Raw genomic sequence first — 26024 nt, forward strand, 5'->3', positions numbered from 1 at the left:
GGCTTGGTGTCTCTTTCAGGAGTTCGCAGGTTCTGGGGCACCCGGTGCCGCTTTGGTGCGGTGGGTCACCGGAGTGCCGGGGTTCACAGGTGCTCGGGTGAGCTGATGCCGAGCAGGGACAGGCCGCCGGCGAGCACCGTACCGGCGGCTTCGGCGAGCGCGAGCCGGTCGCGGTGGGCGGCCGAGGGTTTCTCGTCGCCGAGCGGCAGCACGGTGTGCCGGTACGCGAGCAGCGCGTCGGCGACGGCGAGCAGGTGGCGGGCGAGCCGGTCGGGCGCGCGGTGCCGGGCGGCGGAGGCGAGGGCCTGGGGGTGGGCGGCCAGGGCTTCCACCAGGGGGTGAGACTCGGGGGGCGAGGTGCTGCTGTCGGGCGCGGAGTCGGGTGGCGTGGACGTGAAGCCGAGTGCGGTGGCGTTGCGCGTCAGGGCGCGGGTGCCGGCGTGGGCGTACTGGACACGGAAGAGGGGGTTGGCCTCCCGCGGCGCGAGGTGCTCGTGCAGGGGCCGGGGGTGGTCGTGGGGCGCGGGGTGCAGGAGCGTCCAGCGGATCGCGTCGGTCAGCGGGGCGGCGGGGAGTCGGGTGAACTCCGGTGCGGATGCGGGCCGGAAGGAGTGCGCCCCGGTGCCGGCGCGCGGGCTCAGGGCGGTGTGGATGTCCGTCGGGGCCGGTACGGGGCGGAGGTTGTGCGGGGCGGAGTGGGTGACGGTGGACGTCGCACCCTGGGTGGCGGCGATACGGGACAGCGTCTCGGCGACGAGTTCGGCGCGGAGTTCACGGGGGACCCGGAGTTCGAGCTGCTCCCCCGCGAGCACGTCGCCGTGCCCGTACCGGGACAGGGGCACGTGGCCGTACTGCGCGCTCTGTGCCGTCCGGGCGCGGATCTCGCGGACGATCGCCGACCGCAGGGCCTCCGGGTCGCCCTGCGCAGGGTCGAGCGTGATGTTCAGGAAACCGGGGCCGGTGACGGTGACCTCGGCGACGGCGGGCTCCCGCACGAGCGCCGACCGTACGGCCTCGGCGACGGCGCGGGGCGGACGTCCGGCGGGCCCGGCCAGCTGCAGCGCGACATTGGTGGCGTAGTCCCCGCATCCACCGGGCCGCGGCCGCTCCACCACGGCACGTGCCGGCACGGCCACACTCAGCTCCCCGTCGTCCACAGCACGGCGCACCGCGCGCAGCACGGTGCGGGAGAGCTCGACGGGTGTCACGGGACCAGCGTATGGGAGCCCGGGGCTGGAGGTTCGGCCGCGGGCCCGTTCGGCGGGATGCGGCTGCCTGGGCTGCCGGGGTGGCGGTTACGGGGCGCGGTAGTCGTCGGCGTAGGCGTCGCGGGGGGCGGCGGTGCGGGTGTCGTGGCGGCCGGTCGACGAGGCGCGTTCGGTGCGGTCCGGGGTGTGCCTGCGGCCGCCGCACGACGGGCCGCGGCCCCGTGTCGTGAACTGGCGTACCAGGGCGACGAGTTCGCTGGGCTCGAAGGGCTTGGCGAGGAACGCGTCCACGCCGGCCTCCAGGCCGCTCTCGACCTCTGCCTGCGTACACGCGCTGACGATCACGACGGGCACGGAGCGGGTGAACGCGTCCGCGCGCAGCCGGGCTGCCGTCCGCATACCGTCGAGGCGGGGCATGACCACGTCGAGGGTCACCACATCAGGCCGCACCTGATGGATTATTTCCAGACACTCGACGCCATCGGCCGCGGTCACGACCTCGAAGCCCTCCAGCTCGAGGTTGACCCTGATCAGCTGCCGGATGACCTTGTTGTCGTCCACAACAAGCACGCGGCCGGACGCCCCTGACACAACTCGAGAGTAGGGCCGGTCCCGCCGCCGCGTCCGGGTTTTGCCCACTTCTCCCTCGGCCCGGGAGAGACCGGACCGCCCGCGGGCTTCCGGTGGCCGATACCTGTGGGACGGGTGCGGTACCGGAAGGAGGCCGGTGACCGTGCGTGGCGACGGGCGCTATTTCCAGCCGCGGGGCGAAGGGGACGCAGGGGCATTCAACGGCTCGGGCGCAGCACCGGCCGGGGTGTCGCAGAGCGCCCCGACGGGCCTTCCGACCTCGGCACGGGCCCGGTCCGACCCCGGCAAAACCCGTTCCTGTCCACCGCTTCCGAGCTGGTAGGGTTCTACCCGTCGCCGCTCACGAGCGGCGACCCGCCCCCGTAGCTCAGGGGATAGAGCAACGGTCTCCGGAACCGTGTGCGCAGGTTCGAATCCTGCCGGGGGCACAGAAGCCGGAACAGCGCGATCAAGTCGCTGACCAGTCGAAGTGCCACATACAAGGAGCCGGACTCAGTCTCACTGAGTCCGGCTCCTTGTCGTTCTCACGCACGCATCCCGAGTGAGCGGCGAGTGGGCCCAGGAGCGCTTCCAACTGCGCCGGCTCGTGGGCCCGCGCCAGCCGGATGCCTGGCCACGCAAGCGCTGCCGGCATGCGCCGGAGGCTCGCTCCGCTGCATCGCGCACTCTTCTCAGCGGGTGAAATCCGGTGCCGTAAGGGACACCCGACAGCTGGGGGCAGCCATGGTGGACGTGCCCAAGCTGCGGTTCACCTGCTAATTACTTCACGAAGACGTCTCCTCGCTTCTCCGTGGGGAATCCGTGGGGAAGCGGTCTCCCGCCTTGACCGTGTCAGCCCTCAGTAGGTCGGGCGTTTCTACTGAGGGCGAACGATTACGTCATCGAATATCTCGTGGGAACCGACACCAGTGAGCACATGCGAGCGAATCCAGCCGACGGGTCGACAGATGACACCAAGGACAACACTCTTCGGCCGCGTATCGCCTTGATCTGGATCGCAGGAGCGCACCGACGCCGAGGACTCGGCGCCGAACTCGTGCAGGCACTCGCTGATGACTTCGGTTGCCAGATCAGCGACGTCTCCTGTCGAGCCCGATCAGCGACGCCGGCCGTCAACTCGCGCGGTGGCTGTCCCCTAACGGCATCCGGGTCAGCCAACTCCTCGTCGGCCGCCGCTACGGGCGTCCCTCGCGACCAAGACGGGTCGTCACAACGGCCAAGTGGTGCGACGTTGCCCAGGCACGCCACTCCGTCGCGCCACCCGCCTTCCGGCGTCGGCGTTGGGCGCAATCTTGCAAGCTCTTGTCGCCCCAGGATGTGGCAGCTCCGGACGCAGGCCAGTAGGGGGAGTTGACTAGATCCTTGCTCAGATCAAAGAAGTCGTCGTTGCTGCCCTCCCTGACCTTTCGATAGACGAACACCTGCCAGTCACCTTCCGTCGTGTAGCGCATGTTGGGGTGAGGTGTCCCGCGGCTCTTGGCCGGCATCCGTGGGTTCGTCACGCCAAAGTCACCGAAGTCCAGTTGCGGACCTCGCCACTTCTCTACTACGTCCAGCCAAAGCCTTGCATCCTCTCGGACCACAGGGGTTGCCGTACCTCGGGGGAACCCTGTGAGGTTGGCAGGAAATGCCCCGGAAGCCAGGCAGATGCTCCTCCAAGGCCAGCGCGACAGCGATTCCAGAGCTTCGACTGCCTCGGCCCTGAGTCGTTCTCGCGTGCGGCTCGTCAGCACTGGACCAGCGTCGACGAGCAGATCAATTTCTTCCGGCTCCAGACGCACGGACGCGAACAACTCGCGCATCTGTCTCCGGTCTGGAATCACTTCGGCAGTATCCACAGCGGTGGAGACTCTTAGACAGGCTCCTTGGCCGTGATCCGCAGCCGCATCTGCGACTTCGCTCAGCAGTTCCGCCTCGTCAAGGCATCGGAACACAGGGCACATTGGGCGGTCTCGATACCCCAATGACTCACTGACACGCGCCACAGGGCCTCCGATGTCCCCTTCGAGCACGCGAGTATGCGGAAGCGCCCCACAATCCACCGTGAGGACCATGTTGTTCGGTACGTGATGCATTGCGTGATCGCAGAAGGTTTCCAACAGGTCCCGCACCCTGTCGGCTGGCACGATCTCCATGACGGGACGGATTCGCTCCTGCACGCTCGCCGAAGCGTGCTCCAAGGCGTAGAACTCGCCTGCTCTGCCCTTCAGTATCGGAACGTAGACCACGAGCACCCCCGCACTCTGCTCCCTGCCGTGCCAGTCACTACCGACAGGGTGACGAAGGCCGCAAGGGGGAGAAAGGGCGCTGTTCGAGCCAAGCGGCTCAAAGGCGAAGGAGGGATGAAGTGGCGGGGTGGCGCACGCCCTCAGCCGCGTCTTGCCGTAGTCGTCGCCTTGTGCCCGCGGCCACACTGCGCACCGCACGAGTGAGTGACACGTGGGATTTTGTGTTGCGTGACCCCGGATCGGCGTATCCGCAGGTCAAGGCCACAATGGAGATTCGGTGGCGCGAGGCCTCCGGAACCGTGTGCGCAGGTTCGAATCCTGCCGGGGGCACTTATCTGCGGAGTTTTTTGCAGGTCAGGGCACACAATGAGGTATCTCGTCAGCTGAGGCCCAGTCAGGAAGATCTGACTGGGCCTCAGCTGGTTTTCGTTCCGCGCGGTCACCCAGGTCAGGGGCGGTCGGTCCGCTGGGGGGCCTGGCCGGCGTACGTCGTTCGAGGCTTCGGTGGATACGGGGATGGGGCCGGGTGCTCCATCCCCGTATCGCAGAACTGCGGATGCGGATGCAGACGCGGATCAAGCCTTGCGGTCGCCCGTGAGGTGGGCGAACACCACGACGTTCGAGTCCCAGTGGCGGTCCTTGGTGAGGTGGCCGCCGCAGGTGATCAGGCGGAGCTCCGCCTTGTTCGTCTTCCCGTAGACCTTCTCGGTCGGGAAGGCGGACTTCGCGTACGTCTGCACCGCGTCGACCTTGAAGACGGCGGTCGTGCCGTCCTCGCGGCGGATGTCGATCTTCTGGTGCTTCTTCAGGTCCTTGAGGTTGTGGAAGACGGCCTCGGGGGCCTCGGGGGTGTCCATGTGGCCGGCGATCACCGCCGCGCCCTTCTCGCCGGGGGTAGGGCCCTGCTTGTACCAGCTGGCCTCCATCGGCTTGTCGTACGGCGGCGTCTGCATGACGCCGCTGCCGTCGAGGCCTACGGTGTCCAGTTTCGTGTCCACCTTGATCGCGGGGATCGTGAGGTGGTCGGGGACCGAGGGCCGCAGGACGGAGGCCGGCGCGGCGTGCGCGACCCGCTTCGCCGATGCCACCGAGGCGTCCGAGTGCGCGGAGGCGCAGCCGGCGGTGAGCGCGACGGACAGCGCTGCCGTCACCGTGAGCACGGCCGCCGAGGTGCGGCGGTTGCGGGACTCAGCCATGGTTCCTCCGGCCGCGCAGCAGACCGGCGCCCGCGAGCGAGCCGGCACCCAGGGCGGCGAAGCCCACGACCGCGGCCGAGTTCAGGCCTTCCTGGTCGTGCGAGGCGGGTGCCATGCCGGTGTTCACGGAACCCTTCGGGGTCTTGTGCTCCGAGGGGGCGAGCGGCTTGACGTGGCTCTTCGCGGTGACGGTGAAGGTGACCGGGTCCGCACCCGTGCCGGTGGTGACCTTGTAGTCGCCGGCCTTGACCTTCGCCACGGTCGCGGTGCCGTGCCACTTGCCGTCCTTGCCCGGGGACAGGGCGACCTTGCCTCCGAAGGCGCGGGAGTCGGTCGACACCTTGCTCTTCGGGTTGATCGACGGGGCGTCCACGGTGACAGCGATCTTGTCGCCGGTCTTGCCGCTGCCCGGGCTCACCGCGAGCGTGGACCTGCCCGGAGCGGGCGCCGGCGCCGGCTTGTCGCTGCCCTGGACACCGAACTTCGCGGAGTCGACGACCTTGCCGTCGAGCAGGGCGTCCACCCCGTAGGTGCCGGACTTGACGCTGTCCGCGACGGTGGCGGTGCCGTGCCAGGTGCCCTCGTGCTGCGGGTCGCGCTCCATCGTCACGGTGCCGCCGAACGCGTCGGAGCGGACGGTGGCGACCGAGTCCGAACCGGCGTCCTGCACGGTCACGGACACCTTGTCGCCGACCTTGCCGCCGTCGGTGGACAGGGACAGCGCGGGCCCCACCGGGTCGGGCGCGGGCGTCGGGGAGTCGCTCGTGTCGATCGGGAAGGTGGCGGTGGACCGGGCGCCGGTGTCCGGGTAGTTCGCCGTGACGGTGAGCGTGCCCGTGCCGGTGCCGTAGCCGTCCTTGACGGTGCCCGTGCCTATGTAGGTGGTGTCGTCCTGGGAGGTGACCGAGATGTCGCTCAGCGCGTCCGAGGCGGCCGACACATCGGCCTTGTCCGACGTGGTCACCTGGAACGTGACCTTCTCGCCCGCCTTGTAGCCGCTCTCGCCGTCGGGTGAGGAGGTGATCGAGACGTCGGCCTGCGCCTTGTCGGGCGCCGGGTCCGTGCTGCTGTCCGACGTGTCGACCGGTGCACCGGACCCGTCGGACGCGGAGGGGGACGGCGAAGCGTCCGGATCCGGCGACGAGGGGGCGGTGGCCGCGGCAGTCGACGAGGGGGACGACGAAGCGTCCGCGGCGAAAGCAGTCGCCGGAACGGCGAGTGCCATCGAGGCGGCTACGGCGATCGCCGAGACGGTGAGTGCCTTGCGCATGAGTGAACCTCCTTGCGGGGCCGGAGAATTGTTCCCCGGTGCACCTTTCATGAGGTTCATCCTGCAGCTTCGGTTTCACTCTTTCCTGTCGTGACCGGTGCCGCGTCCAAAGGTCCCGAAGCCGCCGCACAGGCGCCCACCAGCGCGTTTCCACGGACCCATGGGCCGGCCTTTGCCTGGACATTAGGGTCCTTGGTCCCGCCCTCCGCGTAGGGCTCATATAAAGGCCGGGGGTCCGGCGCGGCGGCCGGCCGACCGCGCCGCCCCAGCAGCCCCTCATGTCACGGGTGTTGACAGGGCCACTCGGGGCGCCAAGAATCGGCCACGCTTGACAACGTTGTCGTACGTGGAGGAGAACCGCTGTGAGGTCTGCGCCCCGTCAGGTCGGCCGACGTCGGCTGCTGCAAGGTATCGGTGCGACCGGCGCTGTGGCCGTGCTGCCTTCGGTCCTGGTCTCCCCCGCCGCCGCGGCCGCAGGAGGGCAGGCCGTGGACCTGGGCGCCGGCGCCGCGGGGGGCTCGGCCGAGGACGTGGCCGCCACGTACTACCGCGTCCTGCTGCGGCACACCCGCTGGTCGGAGTCGCAGTGGGACGAGGCGAAGGGGATCTACACCGACAAGGACTTCGGCTTCGCCGTCGTGCTCGGGCATGCGGTACTGCTGACGCACGGGGAGTACGACGAGGAGCTGGCCGGTATCGACCGGCGCACGCTGAAGCAGCGGACGCTCGCGACGCTGCGGCACTTCGCCGCCTCGAACCGGCTCGCCGGCGGCAGCCAGTGGGGCCGCAAGCTGTTCTTCGACACCACCTTCCAGTCCTACTTCGTCCTCGCCGCGCGGCTGCTGTGGGACGACCTCGACGCCGCCACGCGTTCCGCCGTCGACACCATCACGCGCGAACAGGCCGCGTACACCGAGTCGTTGGGCACGGGAGACGACCCGGACTCCGGGGACTGGACGCCGAACGGGTCGGCCGGCGGGTACGTCGGTGACACCAAGCTCGAGGAGATGGGGCTGTACTCGCAGACCCTGGCTCCCGCGCTCGCCTGGGCCCCGGACGACCGGCGCCGCGCCGACTGGGCCACCCGCTACGGGACGTGGTCACGCAACGAGGCCGGTCTGCCGCCCGCCGACCTGGCCAACCCCACCCGCGTGGACGGCGTGCGGGTCTCGAGCAACACCGCGCACAACACGTACGACACCTTCATCGTCGAGAACCACGGGTCGTTCGGGCCGCACTACCAGGAGGAGTTGTGGCGCACCTCGGGGCGTAACGCGGCACACTTCCTCGCGGCCGGTGAGCCGCTGCCGCAGGTCCTGACCGCGCAGCCGAACGCCGAGCCGCTGTGGCGCACGCTCCTCGCCGTGATGTCCGACGCCGGTGAGCCGCTGATGCCGATGGTGAACGACCGCGAGCATCTGTACGGCAGGGACGTCCTCCCGCTGGCCTTCCTGTCCCGGGTGGCCGGTGACCGGGCCGCCGCACGTGCGGAGTTGGAGCTCGCCGCGCGCCTGGAGGCGTACCAGGAGTATCCGCCGGAGTACCGCCTTGCGAAGTTCTCCGGTGAGCCGAAGTACGAGCCGGAGGCGCGTGCCGAGGTCGCCATCAGCTATCTGCTGCACACCTGGCCGGACGCGGGCGGCCGGGTGCGGCCGATGTCGCTCGAGGAGCTCTTCGAGCACGCCTCGGGTGTCACGGACTTCGGCACCGGCCCCGGCCTGGTGGCGCATCAGTCGCCCGCGGCCTGGGCGGGGGCGGTGACGAAGGAGGGGTTCGTCAAGTTCGCGTGGCAGCCCGGGCACGACGACTGGCTGTTCCGGCTCAGCGGCGGTACGCCGATGTTCCTGCCGTCGAGCGCGGCGAAGGTGACCGGGCGGTCGGTGCGCGTGCACACGGCCGTACGGGACGGATTCGACGGCAGCGCAACGGTGTTGAGGCTCGGCGACGCCTACGCCGGGTTCGCGACGCTGCCCTCGGGTGCGGTGGTGTACGCGTCGGACGCGGCGGTGGCGGGTGCCTCGCGGCTCGAGGTGCACAACCTCAGCATGCCGGGTGTGGCCGGCCTGGACGGCAGCCGTACGTACCGGTTCGCGGAGGGCTCGGCCGAGGTCGAGGCCTCGGATGCCGGGTCGCCGGGCGGCGGGCGCGTCGATGCGCTGACCTTCGGGCGGACTTCGGTGCGGCATGTCCGGATGCTCGGCGTACAGCCCGATCCGGCATACGGCTACTCGCTGTTCGGCGTGGAGGTCCGCGACGGGGCCGACGGCGACGATCTGGCGCGCGGCGGCGCGGCGACGGCTTCGTCGCACGCGGCGGGCAGCGAGCCGGAGCTCGCGGTGGACGGTGACGCGGACACCCGCTGGGCGGTCTCGAAGGAGGACCGGAAGCGGGCGGACAGCTGGTGGGCGGTGGATCTCGGGGCCGCGCACGACGTCGACCGGGTCACGCTGCGCTGGGAGTCGGCGGCCGGGCGGCTCTACCGCGTGCAGGGGTCGGCCGACGGGAAGCAGTGGACGGACCTGGTGACCGGACCGACCCCGGCGGTGCGCAGCCGCGGCGGCTGGCTGGACATCGACGGGCGCGCAGGGCTCGTCGTACGCGGTGGCGAGAGCCCGATCGCGGTGTACGGGGACACGATCGCGCCGGCCGACGGGGCGAAGAAGCCGCTCGTCGTCGAGGGGCACTGCGGCGCCTCCCCCGACGAGCTGCGGGCACTCGCGGATCGTGCCGCGCCGGAGGCGGACGACGAGCGGGTGCGGGCGGCGCTCGTCGACGGGCATCTGGGCTTGTTCAACTTGTCGGCGGGCGCGGTCCGTTCGGGCGTCGCCGTGCCGCAGGAGGGCCGGCGGCGGCAGGTGTACGAGGGTGAGCAGACGGTCACGCGGGGCGGCGTGCGGTACGCGGCGCGACTCGATGCCGCGTCGGCGCTGCTGCTTCCGCCGCGGTTCACGCTGACCTCGTTGTCGGGCCGTTCGCTGCCGTCGGGGCTGCGGGTGCGGGTGTCCGACGGGGCGACGCTGCATCTGTCGGGGCCCGGGTGCCGGGTCCGGGTGGAGGCGCAGGGGCGCAGCACGGTGGCGACGGTGCGCAGCGGGCGCGAGGTCCGGGTCACGCTGCGGGGCGCGAAGGCGTACCGGCAGGACGACCACGCGCTCGGCCGGACCACCTTCCCCACCTCGCCGCTGCCGCCCGGGATGTCCCGGCCCGCGGCCGCGGTGGACGGCGATCCCGGGACCGCGTGGCGCCCGGGGCCGGACGGCCGGATGGTCGTGGACCTCGGGTCCCGGCGGTCGGTGCGGCGGGTCGAGGCCGAGTGGAACTCCGGTGGGGCGCCGGATGCCTCGGTCGAGTTCAGCAAGGACGGGGTGCGGTACCGGCGCGCGGGATCGTTGCGCGGCGGTGGGCGCGTACGGGGGCTGAACTGCGACGATTCCGTGCGCTACGTCGCGGTGACGGTGCGCGGGAAGTCCCCCGGGCAGGCCGGGGTGGTGCGGCTCTCGGTGCGGTGAGGCGCGCGGGCTCGGGGCGGGTGCGGTCGCCCGCCGATCCCGGACGACGAGCCCTGAGCCCGTGGAGCCCTCGTGGCCGGTGAGGTTCCGGCGGCGGGGGCCCTGCGCAGGGTCTCCGCGGCCGGCTGCTCGGGCCGCGGGGCTTCGTACCATGGGGGCATGCGGCCGGGTGAGACGGTGCGGGATGTGGCGGGGCTGTGGGACGTGGCGCTGCCGGCGCGGGCTGGACGGATGGCCGGTGTGAGCATGGCCGGGTTCCGGAGCCGTGCGGACCGGTTCGTCGATATGCAGGTGGTGCCGTACCCCGCGTTGACGCTGTTCATCGACTTCGGTGACGGGCGGCTGGTGGACGATGCGGGCAGCCAGTGGGCGAACGGTGGTGTCGTCGGGCTGGTGCCGGGCGGAGTGCGCGGGCGGGGGCGGTCGATCGACTGTCTGCAGGTGCGGCTCTCCCCGGTGGTCGCGTACGCGGCGTTCGGTGCGGGCCTGGACCTGAGCGGGGCGATGGTGTCGCTCGACGCTCTGTGGGGGCGGGAGGCCGGGCGTACGCAGGAGCGGCTTCGGGAGGCCGGGTCGTGGGAGGACCGGTTCGCCGTCGCGCGGGAGGTGCTCGAACGGCGGTCGGCCTGCCGTGCCGTGGATCCCGAAGTGGCCTTCGTCTGGGGGCAGATGGTGCGTTGTCGGGGGCGGGTACGGGTGGAGCGGCTGGCCGACGAGGCGGGGTGGAGCCGTAAGCGGCTGTGGTCGCGGTTCCGGGATCAGGTCGGTCTGACGCCGAAACGGGCCGCTCAGCTGGTGCGGTTCGACCATGCGGTGCACCGGCTCGCCGAGGGGCAGGCGTCGGCGCTGGTGGCGGCCGAGGGCGGGTACGCCGACCAGTCTCATCTGCACCGTGAAGTGAGGTCGTTCGCCGGTCTGACGCCGACGGCTGCTGCGGCGGCGCAGTGGCTGGATGTCGACGATGTCGCGTGGGCGCGGTCGCGTGCCGGGCGGGGGCGGGCGGGCTGAGCGCGGCGCGTACCCGGCCTGCGCTCCTCCTCCCCCCCCCTCTCCCCGCTCGGCGCTCGGCGCTCGGCGCTCGGCGCTCGGCGGAACATTTCTCCAAGACGTGACAGCCGTGCGCCGGTGATGCTGCTGCCATGTCGGGACCCGAGCCGAGCCCACCGGGTGACCGACCAGGGGACGTTCCGACCGGGGTGGCGAGCGAGTCGCCCCGGCAGGAGCGGCCGGAACGACGGCACGCAGGAGGCGACGTCATGGCAGGTCACGGACCAGGAAGATCGAAGGACCCGGTCAGGAACACCCCGAGGCCGGGCGGCCGATTCGTCCCCGTGGAGGGCGGCCGGCTGCACGTCGTGGAGGACGGTCCGCCGGATGCGCCCGCCGTGCTGCTCATCCACGGTCTCGCGGCCTCGACCGACTGCTGGGACCCGGTGGTCGACGCGCTCGCCGAGAAGCATCGCGTCATCCGCGTGGACATGCTCGGGCACGGGCGGTCGTCGAGCCCGGCCGCGGGGTACGAGACGGTGGCGCAGGCCGGTCGGATCGGCGCCGCGCTCGACGCACTCGGTGTGCGGCGGGCGACGGTGATCGGGCACTCCACGGGCGGAGTCGTGGCGACGGCGCTCGCACAGCAACGGCCGGAGCTGCTGAACGCGCTCGCGGTCCTCGACATGGGTCCGAGCATGGCCGCCCAGATTCCGCAGAGTCTGCTGAGCCGGCTCCTGCTGGCGCCCTTTCCCGGGCGGCTGCTGTGGCGGATGCGCAGTGAGGCGACCGTGCTGAAGGCCTTCAGCACAGGGTTCACACGACCGGTCGAGGTCCCGATGGACGCGATGGTGGGGTCCGTGCTCGGGATGACCCACCGGGCGGTGGCGGGTACGGCCCGGGCGACCGTCGGCTTTCTGGCGCAGCAACCGCTGCCCGAGCGGTTGGCGCCGCTCGGTCTGCCGGTGCTCGTCGTGTTCGGCGCCGAGGACCGGAGGTGGCGCGCCTCCTCGGTCGACGAGTACCGCCACATACCCGACGTACGCGTCGAGTTGCTGCCCGGAGTGGGGCACACCCCGATGCTCGAGGAGCCGGCTACGACCGGGCGACTGCTCGCCGAGTTCGCGGTGGCGGCAGCGGCCGGACCTGCGGGAGCGCCTGCGGCGGCCGACCCCGCCCGCGACGGGGCCGTCCCCCGCACGCCCCGCACCCCCGTCAGCCCGGCCGGCCACCCGAGGGACGCAGAGGACCGATGACCACCACCGACACCGCACCGGACGCCACCGCAGCCGCCACCGACGCATGCCCCGCCGGCCGCCGCGTTTGCGACACCTCACCGCCCCCGACCGTCCCGCAGCTCCTGCGCCCCCACCTCCCCGCCTTCGCCGCCGTCGTCGCCCTGCAGATCGTCGGCGCGGTCGCCGGACTGGCGCCGCTGCTCGCGGTCGTGGAGCTGGGCCGGGCCCTGCTCGCGCCCGGTCCGGTCGACCGCGGTCACGTCTGGTTCGTGGTGGCGGCGGGCGTGGCCGGACTGCTCGTACGGCTGGTGTTCACGGCAGCCTCGTCCGGGATCGGTCATCTGGTCGACAGCCACGTGCAGTTGGCGTTCCGCAGGCGGCTGGCCGAGCGTCTCGGGCGGGTGCCGATCGGCTGGTTCTCGCGGCGGCGCAGCGGGGAGCTGGCCAAGGTGGTGGGGGACGACGTCAGCGCCGTGCATCCGTTCATCGCGCATGCGCCGGGCGAGCTGGTGTCGGCGTTCGTCGTGCCGCTGGTGTCGCTCGCGTATCTGTTCACCGTCGACTGGCGGCTCACGCTGATCACGCTGATCCCGGTGGTCCTCGCGGTCGCGCAGGTCCCGCTGATGATGACGCCGGCCCGGCTGCGCGAGCAGGAGAGGTTCGACACGGCGATGGGCCGGATCGCCGACTCGGTCGTGGAGTTCGTCCAGGGCATCTCGGTCGTCAAGGCGTACGGGGGCTCGGCGCGTGCGCACCACCGATTCCTGTCGGCAGCGGATGAATTCGTCGGGACGTTCAATCGGTGGGTGCACGGGATGTCGCGGCCGGCCGCGGGGATGCAGCTGGCTCTGTCGCCGCCGTTCGTCCTGCTGGTCGTCCTGACCGGCGGCACTGTGCTGATCACCGGTGGTGGTCTCGCGCCCGCCGATCTCCTGCCGTTCCTGTTGCTGGGCCTCGGCCTGACCGCGCCGGTGGCGGCGCTCGGCCACGGTTTCGACGATCTGCAGGCCGCGGGCCGTGCGATCGGCCGGATCCGGGAGGTGCTCGCCGTACCGTCGCTGCCGGAGCCCACGCAGCCGGTCACGCCGGACGGGCACCGGATCGAGGTGCGCGACGTGCGCTTCGGCTACGACGAGGGGCACGAGGTGCTCCGCGGCATCGACCTCACCCTGGAGCCGGGCACGGTGACCGCGGTCGTCGGTCCGTCCGGCAGCGGGAAGTCCACCCTGGTCCAACTGCTGCCGCGGTTCTTCGACCCGACCGACGGCGCGGTCCTGCTCGGTGGGGTCGACCTGCGCGAGATCGGCAGCCGGGAGCTGTACCGCACGGTGTCGTTCGTCTTCCAGGACGTGACGCTGCTGCGCGCCTCGCTCGCGGAGAACATCGCACTCGCCGTCCCGCGTGCCGACCACGCCGACGTCGTACGGGCCGCCCGCCTCGCGGGGGTCCACGAGCGGATCCTCGAACTGCCACGCGGCTACGACTCGGTGATCGGCGAGGACGCCGGCCTGTCCGGCGGGGAGGCGCAGCGGGTCGCCGTGGCGCGGGCGCTGCTCGCGGACACCCCGGTGCTCGTGCTCGACGAGGCGACCGCGTTCGCCGACCCGGCGACCGAGCAGGCGGTACGGCGGGCCCTGACGTCGCTCGGCGGCGACCGGACGGTCCTGGTGATCGCTCATCGCCTGGAGACGGTGGCCGATGCCGACAACGTCGTACTCCTCGAGGACGGGGTGGTCGCCGAGCAGGGCGCACCGTCCGAACTCCTGCGGCGGGGCGGGAAGTTCACCCGTTTCTGGCAGGAGCGGAGGCCGCCCGGGACCGGCGGTGAGCGGGGTGCGGGAGTGACGGGAAGTGCGGCCGGCCCCGGCGTCACGCGAGGGGCCCCGGACGTGGCGCACGGACACCTGGACGCGGAGCGAGAGGAGGACACCCGATGATCCAGATGCTGCTGCGGGTGCTCGGACACGAGTACGCCCGGCCGGTGCGCCGCACCGTCGCCCTGATGACGGCGGCGGCGGTCGCCGAAGGACTGTCGTACGCCCTGCTGGTGCCGGTGCTGCGGGAGCTGTTCGGGAGCACGCCGGACGCTGCATGGCCGTGGCTGGCCGGTTTCGGGGCGGCGGTCACGGGCTGTGCGGTGCTGCGGTACGTCAGCGATCTGTCCGGGTTCCGCGCGGGTACCTCCCTGCTGCGCGGCATGTATCACCGGCTCGGGGACCATCTGGCGCGGCTGCCCATCGGGTGGTTCCGCGGCGGGCGGCTCGGGGAGGTGTCGGTGCTGGCCAGCCAGGGGGTGCTGCAGGCGATGGGGGTGATCGCGCATCTGCTTGCGCCGTTCATCTCCGCGCTGGTCACCCCGCTCACCGTGCTGGCCGTACTGCTCGCGTACAACTGGCAGTTGGGGCTCGTCGCGCTCGCCGCCGCGCCCCTGGTGGCGGTGGTGCAGTCGTGGACGGCGCGCGCGATGGCCGCGACCGACACCGAGCGGCACCGGCGCGACCACGAGGCGACGGGGCGGGTCGTCGAGTACCTGCAGGCCCAGCCGGTGCTACGGGCCGGCGGCCGCAGCGGTGAACGCTTCCGGCTCCTTGACGACTCGCTGCGGAACGTGCAGGACGTGTCCCGGCGCTCCACGTTCGCCGCGCTGCCGGGCACGGTGGGCCTGGCCCTGGTGGTGCAGGCGGCGTTCTCCGTGATCCTCGTGCTCGGCGCGTACTCGGCACTGGACGGCGGCGTGGGTGCGGCGGAGGTCCTGGCGCTGCTGGTGCTGGCGGCGCGGTGTGCGGATCCGCTGCTGTCGCTGGCGGAGGTCGGCGGCAAACTCCGGGGCGCACGCCTGGAGTTGTCCCGTCTCGATGCCGTACTGAGCACGGAACCGCTGCCCGAGCCTGCCGAGCCGACCCTGCCTGCCTCCCATGGACTCGAGTTCGACACCGTCTCGTTCCGGCACGGCGACCGGCAGGTGCTCGACGGGCTGTCGCTGTCCGTGCCGCAGGGGCAGCGGATCGCCGTGGTCGGACCGTCCGGTGCCGGCAAGAGCACGCTGCTCCAACTGGTCGCGCGGTTCTACGACGTGGACGGGGGCCGGGTGCGGATGGGTGGCGTGGACGTGCGCGCGATGCGCACCGAGGACCTGCTGGCGCGGATCGCGATCGTCTTCCAGGACGTCTATCTCTTCGACGGCACCATCGAGGAGAACGTACGGCTCGGCCGGCCCGGCGCCGACGCGAGCGAGGTGCGGGCGGCGGCCTCCGCCGCGCGGCTCGACGACGTGATCGAGCGGTTGCCCGGCGGCTGGGCGGCTCATGTCGGTGAGGGCGGAGCCCTGCTCTCGGGCGGCGAGCGCCAGCGCGTCTCGATCGCACGGGCGCTCCTGAAGGACGCGCCCGTCGTCCTGCTCGACGAGGTGACCTCCGCCCTGGACCCGGTGAACGAAGCGGCCGTCCACGAGGGGATCGAGCGACTGATGGCGGGCCGCACGGTGGTGATGGTCGCGCACCGGATGCGTACCGTGCGGCGCGCCGACCGCGTCGTCTTCCTGGACGGCGGCCGGATCGTCGAACAGGGCACCCACGAGGAGCTGTTGGGACGCGGCGGCCGGTACGCCGGCTTCTGGGACATCGCCACGGCGGCCGCGGCGGACACGGCGGCGAAGTGAGCCGACGGTGGCGCGGGGCCGCCCACGAGCCGAGCGGGGTGAGGCCGGTACGGCACCATGGTCGGCGGAGGTGTGGCCGTGGCGGGTGGTGCGGATGGCAGTGCGGGTGCCGGGGGCGGCGGCAAGCGGGCGGGCGACGGTCCCGGGAGTGGATCGCGGCCGTCCGTGCTCGTCGTGCAGAACACCCCGTCCGGTGGGCCGGGCCGGGTCGGTGACGGGCTGCGGCGAGCGGGGCTCGATCTCGAGGTGGTGCAGGCCCACGCCGGTGAGGCTCTGCCCCAACGCCTGGGCGAGCGAGCCCTGTTGGTGCTCGGTGGCGGCTATCTGCCCAGCGAGGACGAGCGTGCGCCGTGGCTGCCGGCCACCCACCGCCTCGCCGCGCAGGCTCTCGAGCACGGCCGTCCGATGCTGGGCATCTGCCTGGGTGGCCAGCTCCTCGCCGAGGTTGCGGGCGGGACCGTACGGGGGCGGTGCGGTCGGCCCGAGTTCGGCAGTACGCCGATCCGGATGCGTGCGGAGGCGCGGGGCGACGTCCTGTTCGGGGAGCTTCCCGGCGTGACGTCCGCCATCGAGCGCCATGTGGACAGGATCACCGAACTCCCGCCCGCAGCCGTCTGGTTGGCGGACAGCGAGCACTGCCCGTACCAGGCTTTCCGGGTCGGGGACGCGGCGTGGGGTGTCCAGTTCCACCCGGAGGCGGCGGCCGAGCGCATCCGCGCCTGGGACCCGGGCCCGCTGCAGGAACAGGGCTACGACCGCGACGAGTTGCACCGCGCCGCGACGGCCGCCGAGCCCGCGGCCTCGGCGGCGTGGAGTGCGTTCACCGAGCGGTTCGCGGCGGTGGTCGCGGCGTCCGGGGGCTCCGCCTAGCCCAACGGGCGGCGCTCTTGACCCCGTATTCGGCGGACTGCTTTGATCATGCGCATGCACAGGCGACCGGATCTCACGCGACGACGGCACGTCGATCTCGCGCGGACCGCCGGCGCGCTGTGTCGCGGCCTCTTCCGCCGATCGGCGAGGACGACGGTTCCGCGAGGGCTCTCGCCCCGACTCTGCTGGTGAGCGTGCCGGGTTGAGACTCCGGAGCCGTACTGGCTCCTGAGTCCCCCGATTCCCGCAGAGCCCCTCCCGGCCTGCTGTCACGCGCCCGGACTCCGCTCCCGGCACGCACCTGTGCCGGCCCGTGCCCCGCTCACCGCGCCGCGTGCGCGCGACCGAGGACTGCTCCGCCGGTGCCACCGCGCCACACGCCCGGACGCCCCCAGACGTTCCCGAAAGGACCCCTCCCCCCGTGCCCCGAAGCCGCCTGCGATCCCGCCCTCTCGCCGTGCTCCTCGCCGCCCTCCTCCTCGCCTGTGCAGGCCCCGCGGCGGCGGGGCCGCAGGACGACGATTCCGTACGCCCCGACTCCGTACGCCCCGCCGGCTTCGGTCCTCTGCCGCCGCACAATCCGCACACCGGCCCCGACGGCAACGCCACCATGCACGGGGACTCGGCATCCTCCGACACCACCCCGCTGGCCGGCCCGGGGCCCGAAGGGCTCGACTCGTCGCGTACCGGGCTCGCCTCGGCCTGCCCCACCGTCCTGGTCGGCGGCGACGGGCTGCCGGTCGTGCTGTGCACGCCGATCATCGGCCAGCGGCCCACCGTGCATCTCCTGGATCCCGACGACGGCTCCTCGCTCACCAGCCTGCAGCTCACCAAGGGCTCGTTGCTCGGCGGCGTCTACGCGTACCTGGACCAGCAGGACCGGCTGGTCGTCGCCGACGGCAGCCGCAGCCTCCTGCGCGTCGGGCACCACAAGAAGGCCGACGGCGGCTGGGAGTTGCGGGTCGACCGGAGCCTGTCGCTGGCCGAGGCGATCCCCGAGTCGGACGCCGTGACGGGGCTCGCGCCGGACTGGGAGGGCCGCGTGTGGTTCGCGACCGACGGCGGAATCGTCGGCACGGTCGACGACACGACCGGCGCCCTGCACACCCTGACCCTGCCGGCCGGCGAGCGCGTCGCCAACAGCATCTCGACGGCCCCCGAAGGCACCGCCGTCACCAGCACGCACGCCACCTACCTGCTCACCACCGACCGGGCCGACGGCACTCCGCGAATCGCCTGGCGCAAGGAGTACGACCGCGGATCCGCCCGCAAGCCCGGCCTCCTGAGCCACGGCAGCGGCTCCACACCGACGTTCTTCGGACCGCGTACCGGCACCGAGTACGTCGCACTCGTCGACAACGCCGACGACTCCGCGAACCTCCAGGTCCACCGCACCGACGACGGTTCCCAGGTCTGCTCCGTCCCGGTCCTCACCGCCTCCGGCGGGCCCGCCAGTGAGAACTCGCCGGTGGGCGTGGGCCGCAGCGTGTTCGTGGCCGGCACCTACGGCTACCCGTACCCGGCCGTCCCCGACGGCGCGGGCCCGAGCGTGCCGGCCAAGGCCGACTTCGCCGGCGGCCTGACCCGGGTCGACGTCGACGCCGACGGCGAGGGCTGCTCACCCCGGTGGGACAACACACTGCGTTCGGCCGCGGTGCCGAAGCTGTCGACGGCGGACGGGCTGATCCACACCGTGCTCCGGGACCCGCTGATCCCCGGCAGCCGGGCGACCGGACTGCTCGACCCCTTCCGCTATGCACAGATCGACCCGGACACCGGTGAGGTGGTGCGCTCCACCCGGGTGGGTGTCGGCGCCGTGTTCGACACCCTGCAGATGGCCGGGACGGTGCAGCGCGACGGGGTCTATCTGCAGGGCACGATCACCGGGGTCCTGCGCATCTCCGGGGGCGGGTGAGGCCGGGAGCGAGTGAGGGGCCGGGGGCGCCCCGGCCCCGGCCTGCGAGCCGCGGACCGTCAACGCCGGGCGTAGTACAGCCTGTTGTGCTCGGTGTCGGGAAGATAGAGGACGTCGTTGCCGTCGGAGTCGCGGCGTACGGCCAGGCGGTCGGGGGTCAGGCCCGGGGTGGCCGACCGTGCCGTCCACGTGCCGGCGGACTCGGTGGCGGCGAAGACGCGGTCGGAGCCCGACTCGGTGACGTAGTAGACGCGTTCGCCCACGGTGCCGTCCGAGGTGATACCGAGGGCGGCGCGGGTCTGGCCGCCCGCGTGCACGGTCCGGCGGGACCAGTCGCCGTCGCGCGGGGCGGCGTAGTACACGCGGAAGTCGCCCTCGCTGTCGGCCGAACGGTAGCGGTAGGCGACCTTGGGGACGGCGCCGTCGAGGGCGAGTTTGGCGCTCTGTACGGCCGGCCCTCGGTAGCCGTCGTTGTCGCTGCTCCACTCCTCTCCGGCGGTCAGGCCCTGGATGACGTCCGCGCCGGCGGGGGTGGTCGGCGTGGTGACGGGGGTGCCGGTGCTGTCGGCGAAGGTCCCGGTGGCCGGGTCGTAGCGCAGATACGACAGGGCGTGGCGGTACGCGGAGGACGGAGCCTTGGACCACTGGTACAGGATGTGGACCCGGCCGGAGGGGTCGACCTGCAGGTCGTCCGGGTAGACGGCGCGGTTCGCGGCGGAGGCGAAGGTGCCGGCGAGGCTCCATTCGGCGGCGCCGTCGTCCCAGTGGTAGAGCTTGCCGGGGCGCTGGTCGTTGCCGTCGCCGACGCGGGCGGCGAGGTAGAGGTCGCCGTTCGGGGCGGTGGTGAGGACCGGGTAGGTGATGCGTTCGCCCTGGTCGGGCAGTTCGGTTGCGTGGTCGGTCAGCTTGCCGCCGGCGGAGTCGGAGCGGTAGTAGCGCCAGGTGTCGGTGTGCATCGAGGTGAAGACGTGCAGTCTTCCGCTGCCGTCGCGCGCGATCGAGGGCTGGTTGTGGCCGAGGTCGTCGGTGAACTCGGCCTGTTTTCCGTTCTTTTCGAGCAATGGCAGCCTGCTCCAGGCGCCGTCCGGGTCGCGGCGGGCGACGGCGGGGCGGTGGGTCGACTCGGTGGAGCCGGGCTCGTTGAAGGCGAAGTAGGTGTACTGGCCGCGGCCCTTGTAGGTGGCGGCGGGTGTCCACCAGGCGGCCTGGTTCGAGGAGTCCATGGCGTACGGAACCTGCTCGACGGTCGTGTCGGCGGGCTCGGGGCCGGCGGATCGTGCGGCGTGGCTCGCGGAGGCAGTCGGGGCGAGTGCTGATCCGGCGAGCAGGGCCATGGCGATGGCGACACCGGGGCGGGCGTGCAGAGGGCGGCGCATGTCGACTCCTTTGTCATGGGGGGGCGTACCGCTCGGGGTCACGAGGGCAGGCGCGCCGGTGCTGTCTCGCGGGCGCGGAGAATGACCAGGCCGGAGACCAGCGCGATCGCCATCAGGTAGAACGCGGGCGACAGGTCGTACCCGCTGGCACCGATCAGCCAGGTCGCGAAGTACGGGGTCATGCCGCCGAAGAGCGCGGTGGCCACGTTGTACGAGACCGCCATGGCGCCGTAGCGCACCCGGGTCGGGAAGAGTTCGGCGAGCGCGGCGGAGATCGCGCCGTCGAAGGCGGCGATGCACATGCCGAGCACGATCATGGCGAGCGCGGCGAGGACGGCGTCGCCCAGACTCAGCAGCCAGAAGGCCGGCCAGGACAGCACGACGAAGCCCGCGCACCCGGCGATCAGGAGCGGCTTGCGGCCCCAGCGGTCGGACAGCATGCCCATGAACGGCACGGCGACGGCCACCACGAACAGTCCGGCGGTGGTGATGGCGAAGGCCGGCACCCGACCGAAGTCCAGGGTGGTCTGCAGGTAGCCCGGCATGAACGTCTGCAGTGCCCAGTGCCCGACCGCCTTGACCAGCATGAAGCCGGTGCACAGGAGCATGGCCGTACGGGCGATGGCGAAGCTCTCCCTGAGCGGTGAACGGGACTCGCCGCCCTCGCTCTTGAGCCTGCGGAACTCCGGGCTGTCCTCGAGCCGGGTGCGCAGGTAGACGCCGGCTATGCCGAGCGGCGCGGCGAGCAGGAAGGGGAGGCGCCAGCCCCAGTCGTCCATGGCGTCACCGGGCAGCGCGGCGGAGAGCAGCAGCACGATGCCGGAGCCGGCCACGAAGGCGGCGAATCCGGAGGCGTCGATCCACGAGGTGATGAATCCGCGGCGGCGCGGCGGCGCGTACTCGGCGAGCAGGGTGGTGGCGCCTGCGCTCTCGCCGCCGGCCGCGAAGCCCTGCACCAGGCGGCACAGGACGAGCAGGACCGGTGCGAGGACGCCGACCGAGGAGTGGGTGGGCAGCAGACCCATGGCGAGGGTCGCGGCGGAGGTGGCGAGTACGACGATGGCCAGGGTGCGCTGCCGGCCGATGCGGTCGCCGAGTGATCCGAAGAACAGTCCGCCGAGCGGTCGCATCACGAATCCGGCGCCGAACACCGCGAAGGTGGAGAGGAGTTCGGCCTCCGGGTTGTCCGAGGGGAAGAAGTTGTGGGCGAGGATCACGGCGAGTGTGCCGTAGATGCCGAAGTCGAACCATTCGACGAAGTGGCCGAGTCCGGCGGCGACCAGGACCTTGCGCAGGCCGGCCGGTTCGATCTCGCCGGTGCCGCCGGGTGCGGTGCCGTTCGGCGGGGTGCCGTTCGGCGGGGTGCCGTTCGGCGGGTCCTGCGGGTCTCGGGGGGTCTTCGCGAGCGCCACGTTCCGGCTCTCTTCTTCCGCGTCGCGGGGGCCGCCCGTCCCCCGGGTCGTGTCGTCCACTGCTCCTCCTGTGCGGCTGTGCACGGGGTCCTCGGTGCGGGGTCCCACTGGGCCGGGAACCTACAACAGATCCCACAGACTGAACAGTGGTTGCACGATATGCATGTGATGTACGTTCGACGTGGCCTCGGGGCGCCCGGGGCGCCGGCACTTGTCCGCGCAACCGTCCGCGACAGTTCGCGTCACCCGAAGGAGTCCGCACGTGCGGGAAGAAGAGGCTTCACACGACATCGCCGTGATCGGCGGCGGGCTGGCGGGGGCGTGCGCGGCGATCGCGGCGGCCCGCCTCGGGCGCCGGGTCGCCCTGGTCCACAACCGCCCTGTCCTGGGCGGGAACTCCAGCAGCGAGGTCCGGGTCTGGGTCTGCGGTGCCACCGCACACGGCGTGCACCGCTGGGCCCGGGAGACCGGGATCATGGGCGAGCTCTACACCGAGAACCAGTACCGCAACCCCGAGGGCAACCCGTACTACTGGGATCAGGTCGTCCTGGACGCGGTGCTCGCCGAACCGCTGATCGACCTGTATCTGAACACTGACGTGCGCGAGGCGGAGGCTTCCGGCCCGGATGATGCACGCGAGTTGCACTCCTGCACGGGCTGGATGATGGGTTCCGAGCGGCGGATCACCTTCCGTGCACAGCAGTTCCTGGACTGCACGGGGGACGGACTGCTGGGACACCTGGCCGGCGCCCTGCACCGGATCGGCCGCGAGTCACGTGCCGAGCACGACGAGCCCTGGGCACCCGAGGAGGCCGACGAAGCGCTGCTCGGCTCGACGATCCTCTTCTACACCAAGGACGCCGGCCGCCCCGTCAAGTTCGTACCCCCCTCGTACGCCCGCGACCTGACCTCGACCCCCATCCTGCGCAACCGAGTTCTGCGCACCGGGGACAACGGCTGCGACTACTGGTGGATCGAGTGGGGCGGTGAACTCGACACCGTCGAGGACAACGAGCGCATTCGCGACGAGCTCCACGCCGCGATCATGGGCATCTGGGACCACATCAAGAACTCGGGCGAGTTCGACGCGGGCAACCTGACCCTGGAGTGGGTCGGCAGCATCCCCGGCAAGCGCGAGTACCGGCGCTTCCTCGGCGACCACGTACTCACCCAGCAGGACATCCTGGAGCAGCGACGCTTCGACGACCGGGTCGCGTTCGGCGGCTGGTCGGTCGATCTGCACCCGGTGCAGGGCATGTACGCCGACGAGCCGGGCGCCCGGCAGCGGCACGCGGACGGCGTCTTCCACATCCCGCTGCGCTGCCTGTACTCGGTGAACGTGACGAACCTGCTGTTCGCCGGCCGCAACATCTCCGCCACCCATATCGCCTTCGGCGCCACCCGCGTGATGGCCACCTGCGCCACCCTCGGCGAGGCCGCCGGCACCGCTGCGGCACTGTGCGTGCAGGAGAGTCTCACACCACGCCAACTCGCCGTGAAGCAACCGGAATTGGTGCGCCGGACACTGGTGAGGCAGGACGCCTCGGTGATCGGCCTGCCGGACGACGACCCGGCGAACCTCGCGCTCACCGCCCGCTCCACCGCCTCCTCGCACCAGGATCGCCTCGCCGCCGAACCGTCCGGCGCCGCCGAGGGTGAGCCGTACGCGCTCGACCGAGATCTGGCGCTGCTGCTGCCGGTGGACCCTGGGCTCGACTCGGTCGACCTGCTCGTCCACGGTGCTCCCGAGGGTGGGCGGCGGGAGGTGGCGGTCGAGCTGTGGAGCACGGGCCGTGCGGAGAACGCCGTCCCGGCCGAGCAACTGGCAACCACCGTGCTGCGGGTGCCGGCGGCGGGACCGCACTGGGTCACCGCGCACTTCGACCACCGTCCGGCACGGCCGGAGAACGTGATCGTGGTGGTGCGTTCGTGCCCGGGCGCGGCCCTGACCCTCGTCCCCGAGCGGACGGACGGGGTGCTCGCGCTGCGCAGCAGGGCGGCGGGCGATGCCGCAGTCGACCACGACATCCCGGAGGAGGACGGCCAGTTGGTCCTGGAGTGGCAGGCCAGGGGGCTGCGCCGGAACTGCTTCGCCTTCCGCGCCTCCCCCGCCACCCGGGCCTTCGCGCCGGAGCAGGCCGTCGGCGGGTTCCAGCGGCCCTTCGGCGGGCCGCGGATGTGGTCGTCGGCGCGGGTCGCGGACCCCGAGCGGGCTGACGAGTGGCTGCGGCTCGACTGGCACGAGGAGCACCGACTCGCCGAGGTGCGGCTGGTGTTCGACGACGACGTGGACGAATACCTGAACAATCTGCACCGCCACCGCACCCCGTTCGAGGTGATGCCGGAACTCGTGCGGGACTACCGTGTCGAGGCGCTGGACGCCGACGGTTCCTGGCACACGCTGCTGACCGTCCGGGACAACCGGCGCCGGCACCGGGTGCACCGCCTGGACGGGTCGGGCCCGGTGCGCACGCGGGCGTTGCGGCTCCGGGTCGACGCGACACACGGCTCACGGCACGCGCATGTGACCGCGTTCAAGGCGTACGGGGCGTGAACGGCCTTCCCGTACGCGGGCGTCGGGGCTAGAGCGCGCCCAGTGCCTGGCTGACCGCGTCGGCCGCCTCGACCACGGAGCGGGCCAGGGCGGCGTGGTGCTCGGCCTGGGCGTGCGGGTCGCTGGTTCCCGCGTCGCCGAGTACGGATGCCGGGCCCCACAGCGAGACGGCGGCCACGATGTCGCCGGAGCCGTCCCGCACGGGGGCGGCGAGGGAGGCGCGGCCGAGTGCTCGCTCCTCGGCCTCGGTCGCGTAACCGGCGCGGCGGACGGCGTCGATCGCCTTGTCGAGGAGGTCGTGCCGGACGGTGGTGAACTCGGTGTGCGCCTCGAGGGTCTCGCCGAGCAGCTCGCGGCGCTCCTCGGGCGTGAGGCCGGAGAGCAGGCACTTGCCGATGCCGGTGGCGTGCAGCGGGGCGGTGTCGCCGGACTGGGTGTACGACTTGGGTGCGCGGGCGCCCTCGAAGTTGCACAGGAACATCAGCTCGGCGCCGCGGCGTACGGCGACGTTCGCGCCGAGGCCGGTGCGGGCGGCCAGTTCCTGGAGGACCATGCGGGCCGCGCGGTGCACGGGGTGGCGGTTGACGGCGGTGGCGGCGAGGGGCAGGGTGCCCAGGCTCAGGCGGTAGAGGTTGCTCACCGGATCGCGTTCCACCATGTCCAGGCGTTCGAGGGTGGAGAGCAGGCGGGAGGCGGTGGAGGAGCCGAGGCCGGTGAGCTCGGCGACGTCGGACACCCGTAGCTCGGGGCGGCCCGCGCCGAGTGCGCGCAGTACGGCCACGGAGCGCTCCACGCTCTGATTGGTCCCGACGTCGGCGGCCATGCCCACTCCTCGTTCAGATCTGCATACGGCTTGCACGATCTGCACGATCATATAGGGGGCGGGGTGGACGCGGTCGACGGCCGGGAATGCCGGTGCGCGGACGCCCGTGGGCGCGACCGTCGGGTCAGGGCTTGCGGCCCGTGACCGCGTACACGTTGATGTCGGCGTCCGTCACGTCGTTGATGTCCGCGTACTTGACCTGGCCGATGGTGTCCAGGTCGGCGAACTGGGCGCCGTCGGGCCGCTCGGCCACCGGGGCGGCGTGGTCGGGGTGCCAGTGGTGCACCGGCACCACGCCGGGGTCGTCGATCTCGAGGCCGTTGGCGGTGAGGAACTCCTCGACCTCGGCGCGGGAGCGCAGCACGAAGGTGAATCCGCGTTCGGTGTAGGTGCGTTGGACGGCGCGGACGTTCTCCGGATTGAGGTCCTCGGTGAGGTGGCTGAGGACGAGCCGGCTGCCGGACGGCAGGGTTTCGACGAGTCGGCGCACCACCGAGTGTGCTTCGGCGTCCTCCACGAAATGCAGGATCGCGACCAGGACGAGGGCGATCGGCTGCTCGAAGTCCAGGGTGCCGGCGGCGGTTTCGAGGATCGTGTCCGGGTTCTTGAAGTCGGCGTCGATGTAGTCCGTGACGCCTTCGGGGCCGCTGGTCAGCAGCGCGCGGGCGTGGGCGAGGACGACCGGGTCGTTGTCGACGTAGACCACCCTGGACTCGGGGGCGAGGCGCTGGGCGATCTCGTGGACGTTCTCCTGGGTGGGCAGTCCGGTGCCGATGTCCAGGTACTGGCGGATGCCGTCCCGGCCGGTGAGACGCTGCACCGCGCGCCGCAGGAAGTCACGGTTGTGGCGGACGTCGAGATAGCCGCGCGGGTTGGCGGCAAGTGCGGCGGCCGCAGCCGAACGGTCGACGGGGTAGTTGTCCTTGCCGCCGAGGAAGACGTCGTAGACCCGGGCCGGGTGTGCCTTGCCGTTGTCGAAACCCGCACGCTTACGCTGCTCGCCGGGACCCTGGGTGCGCACCTCGCCGGACATGATGGTCTCCCCTCCAACACTCGCCGGTTGCCTGTGCGACAACCTATCCCCTGCCGGGAATCGGGCAGCCACGGATGCGGGACGTCCGGTTCGCCGGTACGTCCGGAGTCGACCACCACCCGCCGGGAGCATGGCAGTTGGGCCGCTCACGGGCGA

18 protein-coding genes and 1 tRNA gene are annotated in these 26024 nt (G+C 72.0%); 10 read left to right on the plus strand and 9 right to left on the minus strand.

The genetic code is table 11. From position 1 onward, the window contains the following. Positions 1-83 precede the first annotated feature (83 nt). Positions 84-1208: an ArgS-related anticodon-binding protein NrtL gene (gene nrtL / locus DSC45_RS18350; protein ID WP_119292259.1), complete on the minus strand. Its 1125-nt coding sequence runs from the start codon at positions 1206-1208 to the stop codon at positions 84-86. An 87-nt stretch (positions 1209-1295) separates the two neighbouring features. Continuing rightward, the gene (locus DSC45_RS18355) at positions 1296-1799 is read right to left on the minus strand and encodes a response regulator (protein ID WP_240434707.1); all 504 of its coding nucleotides are present in this window, start codon (positions 1797-1799) and stop codon (positions 1296-1298) included. Between the two features lie 356 nt (positions 1800-2155). Here DSC45_RS18355 and DSC45_RS18360 point away from each other — a divergent pair. Beyond that, positions 2156-2227, plus strand: a tRNA-Arg gene (locus DSC45_RS18360). Positions 2228-2974: 747 nt separating this feature from the next. Here DSC45_RS18360 and DSC45_RS18370 read toward each other — a convergent pair. The 3 genes from DSC45_RS18370 to DSC45_RS18380 form a co-directional block, all read right to left on the minus strand. Then, entirely contained in the window at positions 2975-4033 is a 1059-nt protein-coding gene (locus DSC45_RS18370; protein WP_119292265.1) for a beta family protein, read from the minus strand. A gap of 569 nt (positions 4034-4602) precedes the next feature. Further along, a complete protein-coding gene (locus tag DSC45_RS18375) occupies positions 4603-5223 on the minus strand; it encodes a class F sortase (RefSeq protein ID WP_119292267.1) in 621 nt (206 codons plus the stop codon). After that, complete coding sequence (locus tag DSC45_RS18380) at positions 5216-6493, minus strand: hypothetical protein (protein WP_162929268.1); 1278 nt, start codon at positions 6491-6493, stop codon at positions 5216-5218. The genes DSC45_RS18375 and DSC45_RS18380 overlap by 8 nt, the downstream gene beginning before the upstream one ends. A 362-nt stretch (positions 6494-6855) precedes the next feature. On the opposite strand from DSC45_RS18380, the gene DSC45_RS18390 reads away from it, so the two are divergent. From DSC45_RS18390 to DSC45_RS18420, 8 genes are all read left to right on the plus strand, one after another. Beyond that, the gene (locus DSC45_RS18390; RefSeq protein WP_119292274.1) at positions 6856-10002 is read left to right on the plus strand and encodes a discoidin domain-containing protein; all 3147 of its coding nucleotides are present in this window, start codon (positions 6856-6858) and stop codon (positions 10000-10002) included. A gap of 159 nt (positions 10003-10161) precedes the next feature. Then, the gene (locus DSC45_RS18395) at positions 10162-11010 is read left to right on the plus strand and encodes a helix-turn-helix domain-containing protein (protein WP_119292365.1); all 849 of its coding nucleotides are present in this window, start codon (positions 10162-10164) and stop codon (positions 11008-11010) included. A gap of 248 nt (positions 11011-11258) precedes the next feature. Further along, positions 11259-12245: an alpha/beta fold hydrolase gene (locus tag DSC45_RS18400; protein WP_119292276.1), complete on the plus strand. Its 987-nt coding sequence runs from the start codon at positions 11259-11261 to the stop codon at positions 12243-12245. Then, positions 12242-14164, plus strand: a complete 1923-nt coding sequence (locus DSC45_RS18405) for an ABC transporter ATP-binding protein (RefSeq protein WP_119292277.1) — start codon at positions 12242-12244, stop codon at positions 14162-14164. Before DSC45_RS18400 ends, DSC45_RS18405 begins: the two co-directional genes overlap by 4 nt. Next, positions 14161-15885 carry an ABC transporter ATP-binding protein gene (locus DSC45_RS18410; RefSeq protein ID WP_119292279.1) on the plus strand — a complete coding sequence of 575 codons (1725 nt, stop codon included), beginning with the start codon at positions 14161-14163 and terminating at the stop codon, positions 15883-15885. Before DSC45_RS18405 ends, DSC45_RS18410 begins: the two co-directional genes overlap by 4 nt. A gap of 165 nt (positions 15886-16050) precedes the next feature. Beyond that, a complete protein-coding gene (locus DSC45_RS18415; protein WP_240434708.1) occupies positions 16051-16755 on the plus strand; it encodes a type 1 glutamine amidotransferase in 705 nt (234 codons plus the stop codon). Between the two features lie 54 nt (positions 16756-16809). Continuing rightward, positions 16810-16947: a putative leader peptide gene (locus DSC45_RS36920; protein ID WP_346426665.1), complete on the plus strand. Its 138-nt coding sequence runs from the start codon at positions 16810-16812 to the stop codon at positions 16945-16947. A gap of 229 nt (positions 16948-17176) precedes the next feature. Next, entirely contained in the window at positions 17177-18670 is a 1494-nt protein-coding gene (locus tag DSC45_RS18420; RefSeq protein WP_119292283.1) for a hypothetical protein, read from the plus strand. A gap of 59 nt (positions 18671-18729) precedes the next feature. Here the strand turns inward: DSC45_RS18420 and DSC45_RS18425 are convergent, their stop codons facing one another. Both DSC45_RS18425 and DSC45_RS18430 read right to left on the minus strand, forming a co-directional pair. Beyond that, positions 18730-20046 (minus strand): BNR-4 repeat-containing protein, encoded by a 1317-nt coding sequence (locus DSC45_RS18425; RefSeq protein ID WP_276145465.1) that lies wholly within the window; start codon positions 20044-20046, stop codon positions 18730-18732. A 38-nt stretch (positions 20047-20084) separates the two neighbouring features. Next, positions 20085-21518, minus strand: a complete 1434-nt coding sequence (locus tag DSC45_RS18430) for an MFS transporter (protein WP_240434709.1) — start codon at positions 21516-21518, stop codon at positions 20085-20087. Positions 21519-21720: 202 nt separating this feature from the next. Between DSC45_RS18430 and DSC45_RS18435 the strand changes: the two genes are divergently transcribed. Continuing rightward, entirely contained in the window at positions 21721-24012 is a 2292-nt protein-coding gene (locus DSC45_RS18435) for an FAD-dependent oxidoreductase (protein ID WP_119292285.1), read from the plus strand. Positions 24013-24040: 28 nt separating this feature from the next. On the opposite strand, the gene DSC45_RS18440 is transcribed toward DSC45_RS18435, so the two are convergent. Next, on the minus strand, positions 24041-24835 hold the full coding sequence (locus DSC45_RS18440) for an IclR family transcriptional regulator (RefSeq protein WP_119292286.1): 795 nt from the start codon (positions 24833-24835) through the stop codon (positions 24041-24043). 124 nt (positions 24836-24959) lie between these two features. Next, positions 24960-25868 carry an SAM-dependent methyltransferase gene (locus DSC45_RS18445; protein WP_119292288.1) on the minus strand — a complete coding sequence of 303 codons (909 nt, stop codon included), beginning with the start codon at positions 25866-25868 and terminating at the stop codon, positions 24960-24962. Between the last annotated feature and the right edge of the window lie 156 nt (positions 25869-26024).

Source organism: Streptomyces sp. YIM 130001 (genome assembly GCF_003574445.1).
In the GTDB taxonomy this organism is placed as follows: Bacteria; Actinomycetota; Actinomycetes; order Streptomycetales; family Streptomycetaceae; genus Streptomyces.

Coding starts and splice junctions, on each gene's coding strand:
- DSC45_RS18375 (WP_119292267.1), bottom strand. CDS start 5,223: ATGGCTGAGTCCCGCAACCGCCGCACCTCGGCGGCCGTGCTCACGGTG.
- DSC45_RS18380 (WP_162929268.1), bottom strand. CDS start 6,493: ATGCGCAAGGCACTCACCGTCTCGGCGATCGCCGTAGCCGCCTCGATG.
- DSC45_RS18395 (WP_119292365.1), top strand. CDS start 10,162: ATGCGGCCGGGTGAGACGGTGCGGGATGTGGCGGGGCTGTGGGACGTG.
- DSC45_RS18400 (WP_119292276.1), top strand. CDS start 11,259: ATGGCAGGTCACGGACCAGGAAGATCGAAGGACCCGGTCAGGAACACC.
- DSC45_RS18405 (WP_119292277.1), top strand. CDS start 12,242: ATGACCACCACCGACACCGCACCGGACGCCACCGCAGCCGCCACCGAC.
- DSC45_RS18410 (WP_119292279.1), top strand. CDS start 14,161: ATGATCCAGATGCTGCTGCGGGTGCTCGGACACGAGTACGCCCGGCCG.
- DSC45_RS36920 (WP_346426665.1), top strand. CDS start 16,810: ATGCACAGGCGACCGGATCTCACGCGACGACGGCACGTCGATCTCGCG.
- DSC45_RS18425 (WP_276145465.1), bottom strand. CDS start 20,046: ATGCGCCGCCCTCTGCACGCCCGCCCCGGTGTCGCCATCGCCATGGCC.
- DSC45_RS18440 (WP_119292286.1), bottom strand. CDS start 24,835: ATGGCCGCCGACGTCGGGACCAATCAGAGCGTGGAGCGCTCCGTGGCC.
- DSC45_RS18445 (WP_119292288.1), bottom strand. CDS start 25,868: ATGTCCGGCGAGGTGCGCACCCAGGGTCCCGGCGAGCAGCGTAAGCGT.